Origin of the sequence: Pleionea sediminis (assembly GCF_007570825.1) — a bacterium.
Taxonomy (GTDB): domain Bacteria; phylum Pseudomonadota; class Gammaproteobacteria; order Enterobacterales; family Kangiellaceae; genus Pleionea; species Pleionea sediminis.
This window is the reverse complement of sequence record NZ_SUNB01000001.1, coordinates 876,450-893,202: the sequence shown is the minus strand read 5'-3', so window position 1 is coordinate 893,202 and position 16,753 is coordinate 876,450. Positions and strand designations below refer to the sequence as shown.

The 16,753-nt window shown below is 39.5% G+C and carries 21 protein-coding genes; 13 read left to right on the top strand and 8 right to left on the bottom strand.

Annotated features, from left to right (window positions below; genetic code table 11):
- The first annotated feature begins 382 nt into the window (after window positions 1-382).
- From FAX86_RS03540 to FAX86_RS03515, 6 genes are read left to right on the top strand one after another with little or no spacing between them, the layout of a single operon-like run.
- Entirely contained in the window at window positions 383-1,129 is a 747-nt protein-coding gene (locus FAX86_RS03540; RefSeq protein WP_144391950.1) for a DUF3450 domain-containing protein, read from the top strand.
- Between the two features lie 18 nt (window positions 1,130-1,147).
- Window positions 1,148-2,497: a MotA/TolQ/ExbB proton channel family protein gene (locus FAX86_RS03535; RefSeq protein WP_205859097.1), complete on the top strand. Its 1,350-nt coding sequence runs from the start codon at window positions 1,148-1,150 to the stop codon at window positions 2,495-2,497.
- Between the two features lie 2 nt (window positions 2,498-2,499).
- The gene (locus FAX86_RS03530) at window positions 2,500-3,027 is read left to right on the top strand and encodes a MotA/TolQ/ExbB proton channel family protein (protein ID WP_144391948.1); all 528 of its coding nucleotides are present in this window, start codon (window positions 2,500-2,502) and stop codon (window positions 3,025-3,027) included.
- 35 nt (window positions 3,028-3,062) lie between these two features.
- On the top strand, window positions 3,063-3,470 hold the full coding sequence (locus FAX86_RS03525; RefSeq protein ID WP_144391947.1) for an ExbD/TolR family protein: 408 nt from the start codon (window positions 3,063-3,065) through the stop codon (window positions 3,468-3,470).
- Between the two features lie 5 nt (window positions 3,471-3,475).
- Entirely contained in the window at window positions 3,476-4,081 is a 606-nt protein-coding gene (locus FAX86_RS03520) for an energy transducer TonB (RefSeq protein WP_144391946.1), read from the top strand.
- An 11-nt stretch (window positions 4,082-4,092) separates the two neighbouring features.
- Window positions 4,093-5,424 carry a tetratricopeptide repeat protein gene (locus tag FAX86_RS03515; protein ID WP_144391945.1) on the top strand — a complete coding sequence of 444 codons (1,332 nt, stop codon included), beginning with the start codon at window positions 4,093-4,095 and terminating at the stop codon, window positions 5,422-5,424.
- Between the two features lie 54 nt (window positions 5,425-5,478).
- Here the strand turns inward: FAX86_RS03515 and FAX86_RS03510 are convergent, their stop codons facing one another.
- The 4 genes from FAX86_RS03510 to FAX86_RS03495 form a co-directional block, all read right to left on the bottom strand.
- The gene (locus tag FAX86_RS03510) at window positions 5,479-5,991 is read right to left on the bottom strand and encodes a DUF4124 domain-containing protein (RefSeq protein WP_164503442.1); all 513 of its coding nucleotides are present in this window, start codon (window positions 5,989-5,991) and stop codon (window positions 5,479-5,481) included.
- Between the two features lie 96 nt (window positions 5,992-6,087).
- On the bottom strand, window positions 6,088-6,336 hold the full coding sequence (locus tag FAX86_RS03505; RefSeq protein WP_144391943.1) for a Rho-binding antiterminator: 249 nt from the start codon (window positions 6,334-6,336) through the stop codon (window positions 6,088-6,090).
- Window positions 6,337-6,536: 200 nt separating this feature from the next.
- Entirely contained in the window at window positions 6,537-7,601 is a 1,065-nt protein-coding gene (locus FAX86_RS03500) for an MJ1255/VC2487 family glycosyltransferase (protein ID WP_144391942.1), read from the bottom strand.
- 13 nt (window positions 7,602-7,614) lie between these two features.
- A complete protein-coding gene (locus tag FAX86_RS03495) occupies window positions 7,615-8,154 on the bottom strand; it encodes a phosphatase PAP2 family protein (protein ID WP_144391941.1) in 540 nt (179 codons plus the stop codon).
- 105 nt (window positions 8,155-8,259) lie between these two features.
- Between FAX86_RS03495 and FAX86_RS03490 the strand changes: the two genes are divergently transcribed.
- The 6 genes from FAX86_RS03490 to FAX86_RS03465 all read left to right on the top strand — a co-directional run bounded on the left by FAX86_RS03490 (window position 8,260) and on the right by FAX86_RS03465 (window position 11,841).
- On the top strand, window positions 8,260-8,634 hold the full coding sequence (locus FAX86_RS03490) for a diacylglycerol kinase (protein ID WP_144391940.1): 375 nt from the start codon (window positions 8,260-8,262) through the stop codon (window positions 8,632-8,634).
- A gap of 132 nt (window positions 8,635-8,766) precedes the next feature.
- Window positions 8,767-9,015 (top strand): hypothetical protein, encoded by a 249-nt coding sequence (locus FAX86_RS03485; RefSeq protein WP_144391939.1) that lies wholly within the window; start codon window positions 8,767-8,769, stop codon window positions 9,013-9,015.
- 51 nt (window positions 9,016-9,066) lie between these two features.
- Entirely contained in the window at window positions 9,067-9,819 is a 753-nt protein-coding gene (locus FAX86_RS03480; protein WP_246128492.1) for a putative metalloprotease CJM1_0395 family protein, read from the top strand.
- Window positions 9,820-9,933: 114 nt separating this feature from the next.
- On the top strand, window positions 9,934-10,752 hold the full coding sequence (locus FAX86_RS03475) for a Dam family site-specific DNA-(adenine-N6)-methyltransferase (RefSeq protein ID WP_246128491.1): 819 nt from the start codon (window positions 9,934-9,936) through the stop codon (window positions 10,750-10,752).
- Window positions 10,753-11,145: 393 nt separating this feature from the next.
- Entirely contained in the window at window positions 11,146-11,409 is a 264-nt protein-coding gene (locus FAX86_RS03470; protein WP_144391937.1) for a type II toxin-antitoxin system HigB family toxin, read from the top strand.
- A gap of 24 nt (window positions 11,410-11,433) precedes the next feature.
- Window positions 11,434-11,841: a helix-turn-helix domain-containing protein gene (locus FAX86_RS03465; protein ID WP_144391936.1), complete on the top strand. Its 408-nt coding sequence runs from the start codon at window positions 11,434-11,436 to the stop codon at window positions 11,839-11,841.
- 378 nt (window positions 11,842-12,219) lie between these two features.
- Here FAX86_RS03465 and FAX86_RS03460 read toward each other — a convergent pair whose 3' ends face one another.
- A complete protein-coding gene (locus FAX86_RS03460; protein ID WP_144391935.1) occupies window positions 12,220-13,950 on the bottom strand; it encodes a PHA/PHB synthase family protein in 1,731 nt (576 codons plus the stop codon).
- A gap of 305 nt (window positions 13,951-14,255) precedes the next feature.
- Between FAX86_RS03460 and FAX86_RS03455 the strand changes: the two genes are divergently transcribed.
- Window positions 14,256-14,627 (top strand): phasin family protein, encoded by a 372-nt coding sequence (locus FAX86_RS03455; RefSeq protein ID WP_144391934.1) that lies wholly within the window; start codon window positions 14,256-14,258, stop codon window positions 14,625-14,627.
- A gap of 76 nt (window positions 14,628-14,703) precedes the next feature.
- On the opposite strand, the gene FAX86_RS03450 is transcribed toward FAX86_RS03455, so the two are convergent.
- From FAX86_RS03450 to FAX86_RS03440, 3 genes are all read right to left on the bottom strand, one after another.
- A complete protein-coding gene (locus FAX86_RS03450; RefSeq protein WP_144393183.1) occupies window positions 14,704-14,949 on the bottom strand; it encodes a DUF2970 domain-containing protein in 246 nt (81 codons plus the stop codon).
- Between the two features lie 75 nt (window positions 14,950-15,024).
- Window positions 15,025-15,324: a hypothetical protein gene (locus tag FAX86_RS03445; RefSeq protein WP_144391933.1), complete on the bottom strand. Its 300-nt coding sequence runs from the start codon at window positions 15,322-15,324 to the stop codon at window positions 15,025-15,027.
- Between the two features lie 63 nt (window positions 15,325-15,387).
- Window positions 15,388-16,749: a 3-deoxy-7-phosphoheptulonate synthase class II gene (locus tag FAX86_RS03440; protein WP_205859096.1), complete on the bottom strand. Its 1,362-nt coding sequence runs from the start codon at window positions 16,747-16,749 to the stop codon at window positions 15,388-15,390.
- Between the last annotated feature and the right edge of the window lie 4 nt (window positions 16,750-16,753).

Here is a 16,753-nt window from a genome sequence, read left to right as displayed (position 1 = left end):
CTTTTTTCAAACAAGTAATTGTTATTCATCATTAAAGTCATTTTTGTGACAATTATGTGTCATTTTGGTTGCGTTATTTTTAATCGAGATGTCACAAAGCGTTCATATATCCGTCACATTCCAGCCTTATCATCGCCGTCAGATAACGGAAATCTCGTTATCTATTAGCGGTGCTTTGAGGATTTTACTTACATCTACTGGTTGAGTGCTTAGGAACTAATTTACTTTCCCAGTTATGAAGTTTCACTCAGAAAAAGCTACACCTCCGGTAGGTGTAAGTAAAATCCTCTAACGAATCGTTCTTTTTGGGATTCGCCAATTTTTATGGCGCTCAGGTATTCGACCTGAAATTAATGTGTAAGTTATGTATTGGGAGTGAAACATGATCAAACTATCCGCTTTGTTTGTCGGATTGCTTGCTGCATCTTCAGTGTTTTCTCAAACACTTGAACCTGTTATTGAGAAAAGCTCAAAGATTAATGAGCTTGCAGCCAAGTCGCAAAAGAAAATTGATTCAATTAGCGATCAAATCGACGATAAACTTCAAAAGTTTAAATCTGTGAACAAAGAAACTGAAGGGTTAAAAATATATAACGCTCAGCTTCGTAAGCAGATTGAAAATCAGATTAAAGAAATGGAGCAACTTAATGCTTCTATCGATAAAGTTAGTATCATTGAGCGACAAATTACGCCATTGATGCTACGAATGATTAGTGGTTTGGAAGAGTTTATAAGTTTAGATATTCCTTTCCAAAAAGAAAAGCGAATGGATCGCGTTGATAGACTCAAGTCTACCATGGATAGAGCAGACGTATCTGTTTCTGAAAAATTTCGACAAGTGCTCGAAGCTTATCAAATTGAGCTTGATTATGGCCGTACCTTGAACGCTTACGAAGGGCTGTACCCTATTAATGGTGAAGAGCAACCTGTTAACTTTTTACGTGTTGGTCGCGTTGCTTTGATTTATCAGACAAAAGATAAGAAAACTCAAGGTATTTGGAATCAGCGTGCGGGTGAATGGCAGGCTTTAGATAGTAGCTATTCAACCAAGATATCAAACGGTATAAAAATGGCTCGTGAGCAGATGGCTCCCGATATGCTAACCGTTCCCGTATTTTCTGCAGAATAAAGTTAGGTGGTTGAAATAATGAAACAGTTAATTCGAATATTAGTATTGAGTCTGACTGCATCTACAGTTTTCGCTGCAGAGAAGCTCGACTTAGATACATTACTAAAAAAACTTGAGCAGGGTACTTACAAGCAGTCTCAAGAAAATACTCAACGAGAAAAAGCTTTTATTAATAAGCGAGCTCAACAAGATCAATTGTTAGGGCAAGCGATTATCGAGCGAGATGGAGCGTTAGCGCAGTCTGAGACTCTGGAAACAGAGTACGAGAAGAATGAAGCTCAGCTTGCCGACTTAAATACTGCTTTAGATGCACGAATGGGGTCATTGAAAGAATTATTTGGCGTGCTTCAACAAGTCGCTGGCGATGCTTCTAGTAAAATCGATAATTCATTAGTTTCAATTCAGTATCCAGGAAGAGCTGAGTTTTTGAGCAATCTAGCTCAAGAGATGGGCTCATCATCAAAGTTAGCTTCAATTGAAGAAATTGAGCGTGTTTGGTTTGAAATGCAACGAGAAATTATTGAATCTGGAAAAGTTGCTCGGTTTCAAATAGAAGTCATTCCAACCAATGGTCCAAAGCAAACACAAGAAGTAGTTCGTGTTGGAACGTTCAATATTGTTAGTAATGGTGAGTATCTTTCATACGATCCTGAGTCTAAGTCCGTTGTTGCGCTAGCGAGTCAGCCGTCGAGTCGTTTTACGTCGACTACAGAAGATTTACAAAACGCACAAGGAGAGTTGGTTGGTGTTGCTATTGATCCTACTGCTGGAAGAATTTTAGAGTTACTAATTCAGTCTGCAACTACTGAAGAGCAAGTTCATCAAGGTGGTCTTCCTGGTTACATAATTCTTGCACTTGGTTTGATTGCATTATTAATTGCGTTAGAGCGATTTGTTTCTCTCTTTATCGTTGAGAAGAAAGTTAAGCAGCAATTAAAAAGCGACACGATTAATGAGAATAATCCTTTAGGTAGAATACTTAAAGTTAAAGAGAAATACCCAAGTGTTGCGGTTGATACTTTAGAGCTAAAGTTAAGCGAGGCAATCTTAAAGGAACTTCCAAAAATCACGCGTAGCATTACATTCATTAAAATTATTTCTGTTGTTGCTCCGTTGCTTGGTTTATTAGGTACGGTTACGGGTATGATCATTACCTTCCAAAAGATCACTCTTTTTGGCGCAGGTGATCCCACTATAATGGCAGGAGGTATTTCTCAAGCTCTAGTAACAACGGTACTTGGTCTGGTTGTCGCAATTCCGACAGTTCTGCTTTACACCTGGTTGAATACACGCAGTAAAAATATCGTTCATATCTTGCAAGAACAAAGCGCAGGCATTATTGCCGAGCGCGCGGAGCAAGGAGCTTAACGGTGAATTTTATTGCTGAGTCTATAGATGGTATTCGAGCTTTTTTCGAAACCGGAGGACCGGTACTCACTTATATTGGTGTTCTAATTTTCTTTATGTGGATTTTTATTATAGAACGCCTTTCATACATGTGGTTTGGGTACCGTACGTACCGAAAGCAAGTGGTTAATGCTTGGAAAGTGCGATCCGATCGAGAGTCTTGGAATGCAGAGCAAATTCGCATCGCCATGATCTCTCGAGCTCGATTGAGTTTGAATAAATCCTTGCCGACGATTCAGGCTATGGTCGCTCTATGCCCATTACTGGGATTGCTGGGTACGGTTACCGGAATGATTGAAGTGTTTAATGTTATGACGTTATCGGGTACGGGAAATGCGCGCTCTATGGCATCGGGTGTTTCAAAAGCGACTATTCCTACAATGGCTGGAATGGTAGGTGCTTTACCAGGTGTATTTGCTGTGAGTTATTTAAAACGTACTGCGAAACGAGAAACAGAATTACTCGAAGATAAGTTAATACTTGATCATTAAATTGATATTTAACTTATTTTCTAGAGGAGATGGTTATGCGACAACCTTTTGCGAAAATTTTTGAAGAAGACGAAGATTCTGAAATTAATATGACGCCGATGTTAGACGTTGTATTTATTATGTTGATATTTTTTATTGTTACTGCGTCCTTTGTAAAGGAATCAGGAATTGAAGTTAATCGGCCAGAGGCGAAAACCGCTCAATCGAAAGAAAAAGCAAACATATTGGTAGCGATTAGCCCAATGAATGAAATTTGGATCGATAAACGCCGAATTGATCCAGAGCGTGTACAAGCCAATATCGAGAGATTACATGCAGAAAACCCTCAGGGGTCGGTTGTTATTCAGGCCGATAAAAAGGCGACAACAGAAGTTCTGGTAAAGGTAATGGATGCTGCTCGAGCAGCGGGCGTTTTTGATGTCTCACTGGCAGCGGAGAACTGATTACTATGAGATACATCAACGCAGTTATTATAGCTTTAGTAGTTACTGCGGCGTTGTTCTTCACCATGAGAGCACTTATTGAAAGTGGTGATCTTGAACTAGAGGAGGCGCCAGAAAAGCGCAATCTAGAATTCGTTGAAATTCAGAAAGACGAATCGGTTCAAAAGAAAGAACGAAAGCCTAAGAAGCCGCCAAAGCCAGAAGAGCCGCCACCGGATATGCCGCAACCAGAGATGGATCAGTCCGACATGGTGGACTCATCTGAAAGCTTTGCGTTTGCTCCTGATATCGGTGCAAATAATCAACTACAACAAGGTATGTCACTCAATGCAAGTGATGCCGAATATTTGCCTATCGTCAAAGTCGCTCCTGTTTATCCAAGGCGTGCTCTTTCTCGAGGCATTGAGGGGTATGTCATTTTAGAATTCACAGTAACTCCAAAAGGTACTGTATCAAATCCTAAAGTGGTTGAAGCTGAGCCCGAGGGGATATTTAATCGTGCTGCGATTGATGCAGCTATGAAGTTTAAATACAAACCTCGAATGGTTGAAGGTAAAGCGGTTTCTGTGCCTGGCGTACAAAACCAAATTACTTTCAAAATAAGTCGATAGCGGGGTGATTTATGAACTTTGGTTTAACTAATAAGCTATTCGTCAGAATAATTGTTTTGTCGATGTTTGCTTACGGATTACCGGTTGTAACTAATATGGTGGGTATCACTGAGTATGCGGGAATGACTTACTCAGCAGAAAAGAAAAAACGCCGAACACCTGCTTTAAGGCAAAGAGTTTATGCTCAATTGAGTCAAGCTCAGAAGTTAGCTGACGAGAAGAAAACACAGGAAGGAATCGAAATACTTCAAAAAATGGAAAATCGAATTGATGAGCTTAATTCGTATGAGTCAGCCATGGTGTATAACTTTAAAGCGTTTATTCATTATGGCGAAAGTCACATGAACCAAGCGATAAATTCTTTTAAGAAGGTTATAGAGCAGAAGCCTATTCCAGAGGCTTTAGAAAAATCTACTTTGTATGCATTAGCACAATTGAGCATGCAGCAAGAAAAGTTTGACGATTCGATAATGTATATTAATCGATGGTCAACATTGAATGAAGGAAGTGATGCGAATAGTGAATCTTTGTTGGCTAATGCTTTTTATGCCAAAAAAGATTATAAAAAATCACTAAAACACATCGATAAAGCTATTTCGTTAGCGAAGGGTTCTGGAAAAAATCCCAATGAGAATATACTAATTCTTAAAAGGGCTACTCACTACGAATTAAAACAACCTAAAAAAGTAACTGAGGTGTCAGAAGACCTAGTTCGTCTTTATCCAAAACCGAAATACTGGATTGAGTTGGGTAATATGTATGGAGAAATTGGTGCAGAAGAAAAACAACTGGCCGTTATGGAGGCTGCATATCAGCAAGGTTTTGTGACTGAGGCAAAAGAATTAAAAAGTCTTGCTCAATTATATTATCTTAATGGTGCACCTTACAAAGCAGGCCAATTAATGGGAAAAGCACTCAAGGAAGAAAAGTTAGAAAGCAATGTCAAAAATTTGGATTTTCTAGCTCAGGCTTGGATGGTTGCAAAGGAGTTTGATAAAGCCATTCCTGTTCTAAAGGAAGCTGCGAAACTGTCTTCAGATGGTAATGCTTATGCTCGACTTGCCGAAGTGTTTGTTAATATGGAGCGTTGGCACGAGACAATCCAATACGGTGAAAAAGCATTTGCAAAAGGAGAGTTAAAACATCCCGGAAATGTCAGCATTGCACTTGGGATGGCGCATTTCAATTTAAAGAACTTTGATGAGTCAAACCATCATTTTGCTAATGCAAAGGGACACAATAAAGTGAAGAAGATGGCTGAGCAATGGATGAAGTACGTATCGAAAGAAAAGAATAAGTGGGCACAGCTAGAAGCCAGTCTGAAGAGTTCGGAAGTATTATAATAATTATAAGCATACACTCCCAATTTTCCCAAGGCCCGAAAGGGCCTTTTTTTTTTAGCAGTCACCGCGTTTCAGATGTGCGTACTCTTTACTCGAAGCTTTTTGTATTATCATAACTTTTTCTGATTGCTCCATAATTTCCCAGTTGCCCAAATAATTGTTCTCTATTTTAATTGTTGTGTCTTGAAGAATGTATTGAAAGAATTTTTCTTGATGAGAGGCATTGCCAATATTTGATAGATAAACCACAGATACTTGATTTTGGTTTTTGAAATTCCATTGTGCAGACTTGGACAGATTTAGATTACCGCCCATTGTTTTACTCATTCCAGTTTGACACCATTTGCCAAGAATGCTTTCGGAAACCGAAACTGCTTTTTTGCTCTCGGATTCGTAAATAATTTTTTCTTCTTTGGCAGAATCAGGGCAGGGGCTGTCTTGAAAACTCAATTTGCCGTTATCAAGTTGACACTTAAATATTTCACTGGCCTGTGTTGATGTGGTGAGTAGAGTATGACCTAACAAAAGGAAAACCGTATACAACTCCATTTTGTACTTTGAAGCCATAGTAGCGTACGCCTTAAACAAATATCGCTGAATCCAAATTATAGAGCACTTAAGGTACTCTGTGTCCATGTTCAGCTCATACTAATTTAAGACTCGCTAGCACGCTATTTTTTCAAACCTGGCATGAGGTGAAAGCACATTGACTGACTTTATCTGGTTGATTTCGATTTTCAATTGACAGCCGTCAGAGTCGAGAATTAAAAACTCTCTGTCATCAATGATTCGAATATCGATTGCTTTTCCGTTAATTTCAGCATGCTCTTTAGAGATGATATTTAAATCATATCGATACATGCATGCGATCTCAAAATAGTCGTGAGTCGAACAATCAACCAATGGTTTCATAGGAGGCCCTCTCGTGTCTGTGATCAATCGCCGATTATTGCAAAAATGGAATAATCGTATCTCCAGTATAGAAAAAATATAAGAAACCGTGAAAATCTCGGGTAAAAAAAGAATTTTATATTGATTAAAACAATAAAAAACGGTTTGGAATTGGTATTTGCTATAAAAATAGAGCCTAATTGTGATTCCCTGTAAAAGTTCTAATTTACTAATGTTGTTGAAGCCCTTTTTTGTTCAAGAGTCGCGATTTGAGTTTGTTGCCACAGTGAATCTACGAGTGCATTGTAGTTATTCAAATCACCGTAGACTAACCACTCAACAATGGCTTTTGCTGTATTTGGTAGGTTAAATTTTTTGGTTTGATGATTTAGTAGCCAGGCACTTAGTTCTTCATGATTAAACTGCTTACTAACTGATGCGAGCCCCAGTTCTTGAAGTGCTTTTGCATTAGAGCGTTGTTCCATTTGACCACCTACAGGTTGCACTAATAGCTTTTTTCCGAGCTGTAAAGTTTCACTAGGAAGTTCGAAGCCGGCACCACAGATTACACCTGAGGTTTTCTGGAGTTCTTTTTTAAAGCTCTCTGTTGATAGTGCTCGGACATGAATGTTTCCTTCGTCAAATGCATTTTCTACAGGGTGATAAATATAAAATTGATAGTCAGTAAACGGCTTAAGTAATGCTATTAATCGCTGCAAAGACTGAAAAGGAAAGTAAACTAAAATGTGATTTTCGACAGTTGACTCAGCAAATTGATGATTAATAATTGGAGGTAAAATAGGGCTATTAAAGTGATGCCAATGAACACCAATAGGGTGATCGACAGGTGCAAACCACTTCATTACCAGATCGGTAAATAGGTTGTTTCCCTCTTTAGGTATATTGTATAAAAACGAGGATTGATGCGAAATTCCAATTGAAAGCCTTTTCTGGCGTCTGGCAGCCCATGCAGAAATAGGTTCAAAGTCATTAATAACGTAATCGTAATCAGTTAAGTCTAAACTTTTTACATCGTTGAAAAATTTCCGAAATTGAAGTTGCATTGCTGTTTTGGTGTAATTGATACTGCCATTTTCAATGACAAAAGTCAGTCCACGGAAACTACGATAGTTACCAAAACATTCCATATCAAAATAATCAAAGTCAGGCCGTCCTGAAAATACCCAGTCTACCGAAATATCTTTCTTTTTGAACTCTTCAGCCATAACTCGCGCTCGAGTTATATGACCATTCCCTGTTCCCTGAACACCATATAAAATCTTCATTAAAGATACAGTCTCACATTAGAAATGCTTGTTGAATTAATTTTACGGACGATATTGCACTTAATGTTCCTAACAGAATACCAGCTAAAATATCGCCAGGGTAATGAACACCAAGCAATACTCTGGAAATTCCAATTAAACTTGCCCAAATAAAAAACGCAGCTGCGTATGGAGGGTAGAATTGAAAAATCAGAGTTGCAAAAACAAAAGCTGCAGCGGTGTGTCCGGAAGGAAAGCTGAATTTATCAGATGGTTCGATTAAGGCTGTAAAGTCCTGAAGTTTTTGTTGCGGACGATTACGTTTAATTTTGTTTTTAAGTAATAAATACAACAAAACATCAATAGAATAAGCAAGGGCAGCGGTAGCGAAAAATGACGTTCCGTTTTGTTGATCAATTAATAAAATTGAAACTGCTGCAACAAAATAAAGAATACCATCGCCACTGCGAGAAATATTGCGAACCAAACGGTAGTAGGTGCAACCTTGTTTTAAGTTAATCCAAAGAAAAGCTTTTGTGTCTAAACTATGGATTCTTTCAAAAAATGTATTCATAATTTGCACTGCGTCTTATCGGTAGACATTAGTAAATTTGAGTCTTAAACGTGTCATTAACATGACGTCTTTTTGAAATTTCCATGACAAGCAAGGTTGTGCGCAATGGGAAAGCCCGGAAAAACAGGTATTTCGCGTATCATTGATGCGTTTTTCTATTCTATGAAAGGACTTAAGGCTGCATGGAAACACGAAGCTGCTTTTCGTCAGGAAGTGCTTCTAGCACTGATCCTCATTCCATCATCATTTTGGTTAGCACAAACTCATATTGAATTGATATTGCTGATCTCTAGTGTCTTTTGGGTTTTATTTGCTGAGTTGGCAAATTCTGCGATTGAGGCGGTGGTCGATAGAACCGGTGCTGAGCGCCATGTTTTGTCGGGTCGGGCGAAAGACATAGGCTCTGCATTTGTATTTGTTAGTCTATTGCTGCTAGCCATTGTTTGGGGAATTATCGCTTATAATCGATTTTTAGCATAAAACGTATTTAAAGATCAAAAGGATATTAAAAATTAGCAAATAAAATTCAATATGAGCTAAATATTGCCGATATAACTCATGAGAAGGTGAAGCTGCATCAATCAGAATGAGTTTTATTCTTCTGAGTACTAAATGAGTTTAGAGGTATACATGCAAATAGATGGTCTTTCCGCTGCACTAGGCGGATTTCAAAATGCTGTTAATAGAGCTGGAGAAGCAGCTCAAGAAATAGCTTCTTCCAGTACTAAAAAGGAAGGAACACAAGATCTCGTCAAACCCCTTGTGGAACTTCAAGTTGCTGAGCGTGATGCTGAAGCAAATGCTAAGTCAATTGAAACTCAAAATAAGGTTTTAGGTAGCATAATTGATGTAAAGGCTTGAGAGCTCTTACGTCAATGGCCTGTTTGAGGGTCAATTGCAGTAGGTAATGGCGTGGTTATAAATCCAGCTCCGGTCGCTTTACCGGTCAATACAGCTAATCTTCCGACAGAAGCGGTTCAAAAAGAAGCGCGTCTGGCTGAGCGCGTGCCCGAAGCCAAAGCTCCCACTGAGAATGTTAAGTTAAAACCTTCAGCCGAAGATGCCCAGCAAGTAAGGCCCAATGATAATCGAAATAATGATGTTTCGGCAGAACGCCAGGTTCAGGAGAAAGGGAGTGATGGAAATAATGAAGGTAATAGCGGAAATCGAGAAGGGCGTGAAGAAAGCTCTGAGAGGCGTCAAAGGGAAGAAGTTGAACAGCGAGAGCAGCAAGAATTAACAAAACTTAAGCAAACTGATCGAGAAGTTCGAGCTCACGAAGCGGCTCACGCATCTGTTGGTGGTCAGTATGCTGGAGCTCCATCATATACTTTTCAGCGTGGTCCCGATGGGAGACGTTATGCTGTTGGTGGTGAAGTTCCGATCGATACTTCACGAGTTTCAGGTGATCCTGCTGCAACAATCGAGAAGATGCAGCAAGTTCGGCGCGCTGCATTAGCCCCAGCCGATCCATCTTCAACCGATTTACGTGTTGCTGCTCAGGCGACTGCAGTTGAAGCTGATGCCAGAGCGGATTTGCTCAAAGAGCAACAAGCGAAAGCCGAGACTCGAAGTAGTAGTAAAGAGCGTTTCGAAGGTCGTTTGCGTAATTTGGGCGTTGTCGACTCAACAGAGCGCGGTGACAACTTAAGTGTTGTCGCTTAAAAAGATCACCTCGAGTTCCCTTTCCGATTCATTGCTATAAACTTACCTTTTTTTCATGCATTTGTTAATGAAATCTCGTATAGTTCTGACAAAAATTAAGTCTGGGTGGTTTCATTGCGTTCTGGGGAGTCAGTTCGCCCGTTTTTAAAATGGGCGGGTGGTAAATATCGTTTAATTGATCGTATTTCTAAGCAGTTGCCAGAAGGCAAAAGGCTGATTGAGCCGTTCTTGGGTTCTGGTGCAGTTTTTTTAAATACGGAATATGAGCGCTATTTATTGGCTGATATAAATCCAGATCTCATACTTCTTTACCAAACCTTGAAAGACGAAGGTGAAGTCTTTATCGATTATTGCCAGAGTTTCTTCACTCCAAGATACAATCAGGCAAATCGATATTATGAATTACGTGAAGAATTCAATGATATAGATGCATCCGAACGAAAAGCAGCGCTTTTTCTCTACTTCAATCGTCACGGATACAATGGACTTTGTCGTTATAATTTAAAAGGAGGCTTTAATGTGCCCTTTGGGCGTTATAAGAAGCCTTATTTCCCTCGAAATGAAATGCGTTTTTTCGCAAAAAAATCGCGACGAGCTACTTTCGTATGTCAGGACTTCGAAAAGGTCATGCTTCGGGCAAGAAAAAATCACGTCGTTTATTGCGATCCGCCCTATGTTCCTGTATCTCCGACAGCTTATTTTACGAGCTATGCAAAACATGGGTTTTCTTTGCACGATCAAGAGCGATTAGCGTTCCAGGCAAAAAGGTTGTCTGATCGTGATGTCACCGTTGTTGTCTCAAACCATGAGAATGAAATTACCAGGGCAATGTATCAAGGGGCTAAGATCGTCAGTTTTCCAGTCAAACGGACGATAAGTTGTAATGGCAGCAAACGTCGCAATGCAGATGAACTATTGGCCATTTTCAATTAAATCCATCTCCACACTCGCCATTAGTTAATTATTACCTACATAAAATTCATTAAATTAACTCGACAGTAGTTTTAATACCATTATGAGATAACTGCGTACTTTTAATGATATATCGGTCTGAGATGGCGTGGTATGGTTAATGAAGTGCTCTAATTGCCTGATAAATAAACAAAGTTTTCGCTTAGATGTGCAGAATTCGGACTTTGCAGACCGTAATTAGGGGAAAATTCACATTATATCGAATATACTGGTTTGTATATAATGAAACGGTTCACAATTATCAACATTAGTTTTGAATGTAGCTCCATTAGGGACGATCCGTGTCTTATAATGAATATCAACATCGAACATCTTCTCATCGAGAGATGAAGATAGAGCAAGGAGAACTTGAAAGTGAAAGTCGTAGCTACTCACCGTCTCGCAGAAGCTAAAGAGAAGTTTCCGGCTTCCAAGACAGCTCTGGATGGCTGGTATCGGATCATGAATTTCACTGAGTTTCAGTCCGACATTGCTTTACGTCGAACATTCGCTGAAATACGCAACTCAGGAAATGAATACTGGTTTCTAGTGCCTGGAACAACTTTGCTACTCAAAGCGATTATAAATTTTTCGGCTCAGGTCGCCATGGTCAAAGATGTGCGTCCTGGGGTGATGTAATTAATAGCTGAAGGAATAAGTGACATGAACGAAAAACTGCAAACTGCCATAGAACATTGGGATGCTGTGGCGCCATTAATCCAGCGTCCTGACTCGGAGCGTGATTACGAAACGCTCATTAACCAAATGGAAGAGGCAATGAACCTCACTGGTCAAGAAGTGACTAGCCCATTAAATGGTTTAATTGAAGGAATGGCTCACGCCGCTCAGCAATACGAAGAGAAATTCCTTGTTAATGAAGTGGGCAGTGGTGTGTCTGCTCTTAAGTACTTAATGAAAGTACATAAGATTAAACAGTCTGATTTAAAAGAAGTTGGAAGCCAAGGTGTTGTTTCTGAAATTCTTAATGGAAAGCGCTCATTAACAGTGAGACACATTCGAGCACTGTCTCGTCGTTTTTCAATCAGCCCAAATGCTTTTTTGGAGCCATAGAGGCTTCAAAGAGAGTCATTACTTCAGTTTAAAAGAACCTCAATGCATTTCTCGTGTTGAGGTTTTTTATTGCTAATTTAGTCTTCTTTGATAATTTCTCTTCAAGATTTTTGCTGAGTAATCAATTTTAAGTCACTGTAGGTTATTCTACATGAAGTCTTTTATGGCTTGATATTGAGTTAATCTGGCTTCTTTGCTCATAGGTTTGAGCCTTACTCTGATAAACTTTAGTAGATAAAAAAGAATTTAAAGAATTTTCTGGAAGTAAGCTTAACCAGTTATAAGACTTATGGTGAGCAGTTAAAAGCCTGCTGGTGCATTGTTTAGTAACAACAGGCTTTTGATAAACTGAACTTGGTCGAGGGTTAATTTTTTAACTTAATCTAATGTCTTTAGCACAAAGCTACCGGGAGCATCTTCAATTGCCTTGAGTTTTCCATTTTCATTGTCTCGAGCTGCTATTTTGCTACCGCCTAATTCGGTTAACCAATTCATCCAATGCGGCCACCACGAACCTTCTTTTTGTTCTGCTGTTTCTAACCATTCTTCTGCAGGCTTCTTGGTATCTGAGTTAATGAAGTAACTGTATTTTCCTGAGTTTGCCGGATTAATTACGCCTGCTACATGCCCAGAGCCAGCCAATACAAACTCATTTTTACCAGAGAGAATCTGCGCACCTAAAAAGGTACTTTTCCATAGCGCGATGTGATCTTTTTGAGCCGATAGAAAATAACAAGGAATATCAATTTTTCGAAGATCGATTTCAACACCATCAATGGAAATACCGCCAGGATCTTTTAGTTTATTCTCCAAATACATATTTTTAAGATAAAAGCTGTGCATTGCGGCAGGTAAGTTCGTTGCATCTGAATTCCAGTAGAGTAAATCGAAAGCAGGGGGTTCTTTGCCCAATAGGTAGTTATTAACATGATAAGACCAGTGAAGGTCATTTTCTCTTAACATGTTATAAGCCATAGCGAGAGCTCTTCCATCTAAAATGCCTTCGCTCTCCATTTGTTGATCAAGAATATCGAGCTGTTCTTGAGATAAGAAGCATCCTAATTCTCCAGGATATTCAAAATCGAGTAGGGTAGTCAGGAATGTGGCTGAATTAACCCGTTTATCATTTTTCGATTTTAGGAGAGCTAAGCTAGTACCCAGCAATGTTCCACCCAAGCAATAACCAAGAGTGTTAATTGAAGATTGACCGGTTTGCTGTTCTACGGCATCAAGCGCTTCGATAACGCCAAGTTTTACATACTCTTCAAATCCCATGTCAGCATGAGACTTATCTGGATTCACCCAAGAAATCATAAAGACTGTTTGACCTTGGTCAACGGCCCATTTTACCAACGAATTTTCTTGTTTGAGGTCGAGAATATAATATTTGTTTATCCAGGGCGGAACTATCAATAGTGGCTTTTCACTGACCTTGTCTGTGGTAGGCGTATATTGAATTAATTGCATTAAATCATTTTGGTAAATGACCTTACCATCAGTAATTGCCAGGTTTTCTCCAGGTTTGAAAGCATTAAGGTCTGTCATGCGAATGTTTTGCAAACCTTTTCCTCGCTTCATATCTTCTAGATAGTTGTGCAAACCCTTGACTAGATTCATGCCTCCTGTCTTCTGTGTTTCAAGCAGAGCGACAGGATTTGTCATCAAGTAATTGCTTGGAGCAATGGCGGATAACCATTGGCGGACATAAAAAAGTATGCGTTGGCTTTTGTCTTCATCATGAGGAAGAATATCTGAGAACAAGCTCATCGTTGCTTCTGAAAACTGGAGGTATATGTCTTTTAACTCTTTAAATCCCGGCTTTTGCCAAGCGTCATCATTGAAACGACGGTCTCTTTCTTTTCCTTCTGAAGGTGAGTTTATTGAAGCTAGAGCTTCGATCATGGCTTTTTGAAAAGCTTGTAGGCGATCAGGTTGCTGCATTAAAAGAGCCAGTGCTTCGCCAATCTCTTGGTTCATCAGTGTTTGGCGTTGCATGTCAAACCAAAGACGTTGAGCATTCTTTTGCATTAGTTCGCCAGCTTCTATCATTTGCTGACCTAACTGTTCGATTGAGCTGAAAAATTCTTCTTGGTTATTATTCGATGACATGTTTTCCCCTCACTCTTCGGAGTTAGTTCTGAGTAAGTCTGCTATGTTGCAATGCGAAAATGTCATTTTTACGTCATTTTGCTGCGAAATAATAGTGTCGCGATAAAAAATTACAGATATTCGCTCATAAAAATAAATTAACGCGATATTTATTAATGAGTTATCGCAAGAAGTTGATGCTAATTATTGCATTTTCAAATTGTTTATAAAATATTCTTTGAATGATTATTGCGCTGCACAAAGTTTTTGTCTATGCTGTATTGCAGCAAAACCAATAATGTTAAAAAGACAAGGGAGAGATCGATATGTTCGCACAAGCAATAAGCAGTTTTAATGAGCAAAGCAAAGCATTTGTTGAACCACTTCTTGAGTTCAATCAATTGGCTTTGTCTCAAGCTCAAAAGTTAGGTGAAAAGCAGTTAGAGTTACTTAACGAGTACTCAAAAATCGGTTTGAGCCAACTGGACAAAGCAGCAAAAATCCAGTCGATCGACGATTTCAAAGGTATTGCAGAAGAGCAATTGAAAGCTTCTGCAGAGCTTTCAGAAAAAGTAATGAAAGATGCACAATCGATGATTTCTGTAGGTCAAGAAATGTCAATTGAATGGAAAGATTTTATGGAAAAGCGCCTTTCAACTTTCTCTGCTCCAGTTAAGTCAAAAGCAGTTAAAAAGTAATTTCCCGGTTGTAGGTTATGCTGAAGCGCCAACTTTAAGAAGTTGGCGTTTTCGTTTCTAGACTCTTAAAGATGCTCTAGTTCAAGGATTTGTATTCTTCTATTACCGAGCTTACATACCACATAATGCCAAGAACAAAGGCAGCCACCATGATGATCCCAATAAATATATACTCAGGCGCACTGCCATTTTCAAAGTCTTGTTCTCTTTTTTTCTCGCTTTGAACGCCAAACATGGCGGCTAATACACTTTGTATGACCCCGAATATACCGGGTTTTTGTTTGGCTGTGGGCTTAGGATTTTGTTTCGGTTTTTCTTCCATCACAGTAGGTTATAAGGGTTAGGTGATGTTGATTATAACGCTACTGATCGGAATTTGTAGGCTTGAGTATTGTAACTAGTGAAATAACTCGATGATATCTTGGAAATGCAAGCTGCCAAGCTTGTGATGCTTCACGATTTTTTCAAACCAGTTGGCATCCTTTTTCTTTTCATCTTCAATTTTCGCAAGACGAGTTTCCTCGTCAATCATTTCTAATTTTTCCTCTAGTTGAAGATCTTTTAAGCATTGGCTTGCTGGTTGCTCATCAAGACCGCTTTCGCTGCTCTCGATCGAGCTTTCTGCAAATGACGCTGCAGACAGCGAGAGGCCGATAAAAACAACCAGAGATTTAAGCAATTGACTTAAACTGTTCATAAATACCTCCTCTCTATAACATTAATCTCAATAAGTGTAACTGATTGTAGCTCAAAAATCGATCTAAAAATTTAGCTTGTTTTGTGAAAGCTGGTCCGACTTTAGGTTTATTTGTTTAAATATTTTCACCATTTCTAAGGCTAGTTCAGTCGCCTGGCTGGCGTTCAGCCTTGGATCTACCAGTGTTCGGTAAGCTCTGTTCAAGTCATTCTCGGAAACAGAGCAAACTCCGCCGATACATTCTGTTACATTTTCGCCAGTTAATTCTAAGTGAATGCCTCCCAAAACGCTTTCATGGCTCTTATGAATTTCGAGGCTTTGCCTAACTTCAGAAACTATGTCAGTCAGATGACGAGTTTTAATTCCTTTCTTAGTCACTCTGGTATTTCCATGCATAGGATCACAAACCCAAGTTACGGCGTAATTCCTATCTTTGATGCATTCTATTAAAGGCGGTAATAGTTTGGCAACTTTATCACTGCCCAATCGAGTTATCAGTGTTATACGTCCAGCCGAATTTTCTGGGTTTAATCGCTCTATAATATTACTGAGCCACTTTTGGGTCATTCTCGGACCAACTTTAATCGCAATCGGATTTTCGATGCCACGAAGGTATTCAATATGCGCAGAGTCTGGTTTTGCAGTGCGCATGCCCACCCATGGCATGTGAGTTGAAAGATTGAACCACTTGTTCCCAACTTTACGAGTAAGTGCTTGCTCATAGTGTAGGTGCAGTGCCTCATGGCAGGTGTAAAATGAATCGAGTGATTTTGATAAGCCAGGAGATAGAGCTTTCAACATAGAAAATGAGTGTCTGACAGCCTCAATTGTCTTTTCATATTCTGGTTTTTGGCGTAAAGAAGCCATTGCATCTGATTGCCATCGTTCAGGCTCGCAGAATCGATCTATCTGCTCTTTATTATTCGTTCGAATGTAGTTAAGTGTGAGTGACGCTAAACTGTATCCTTTTAGAAGCCGCTCTGGATCGGGCTCTCGTTTAATTGGGCAGAAGAGGACTTCATTTATTAAGTCACCGCGATAACTTGGCAAACTAGTGCCGTCTATCGTTTCTGTATGAGCCGAGCGAGGCTTTGCATACTGTCCCGCCATCCTACCGATTCGGACGACAGGTTGACCTAGCCCGTACATCATCAGAAGGCTCATTTGGGTGATAAGTTGCAGTTTGCGATTAATAGATGCCTGATTACAGTCGATAAAGGACTCCGCACAGTCACCGCCTTGCAATAAGAAAACATCTCCTATGGCTGCTTTAGCTGTTAGTTCGCGAAGCTCTAAAACTTCACTAGCACTAACCAATGGAGGCAGCAAACTGAGCTCTTCAATTGTTTTGTTCAACTGCTGTTTATCTGGATAATCAGCTTGTTGCTCTTGAGGCATAGATTGCCAAGATGTCGGAGTCCACATGGTA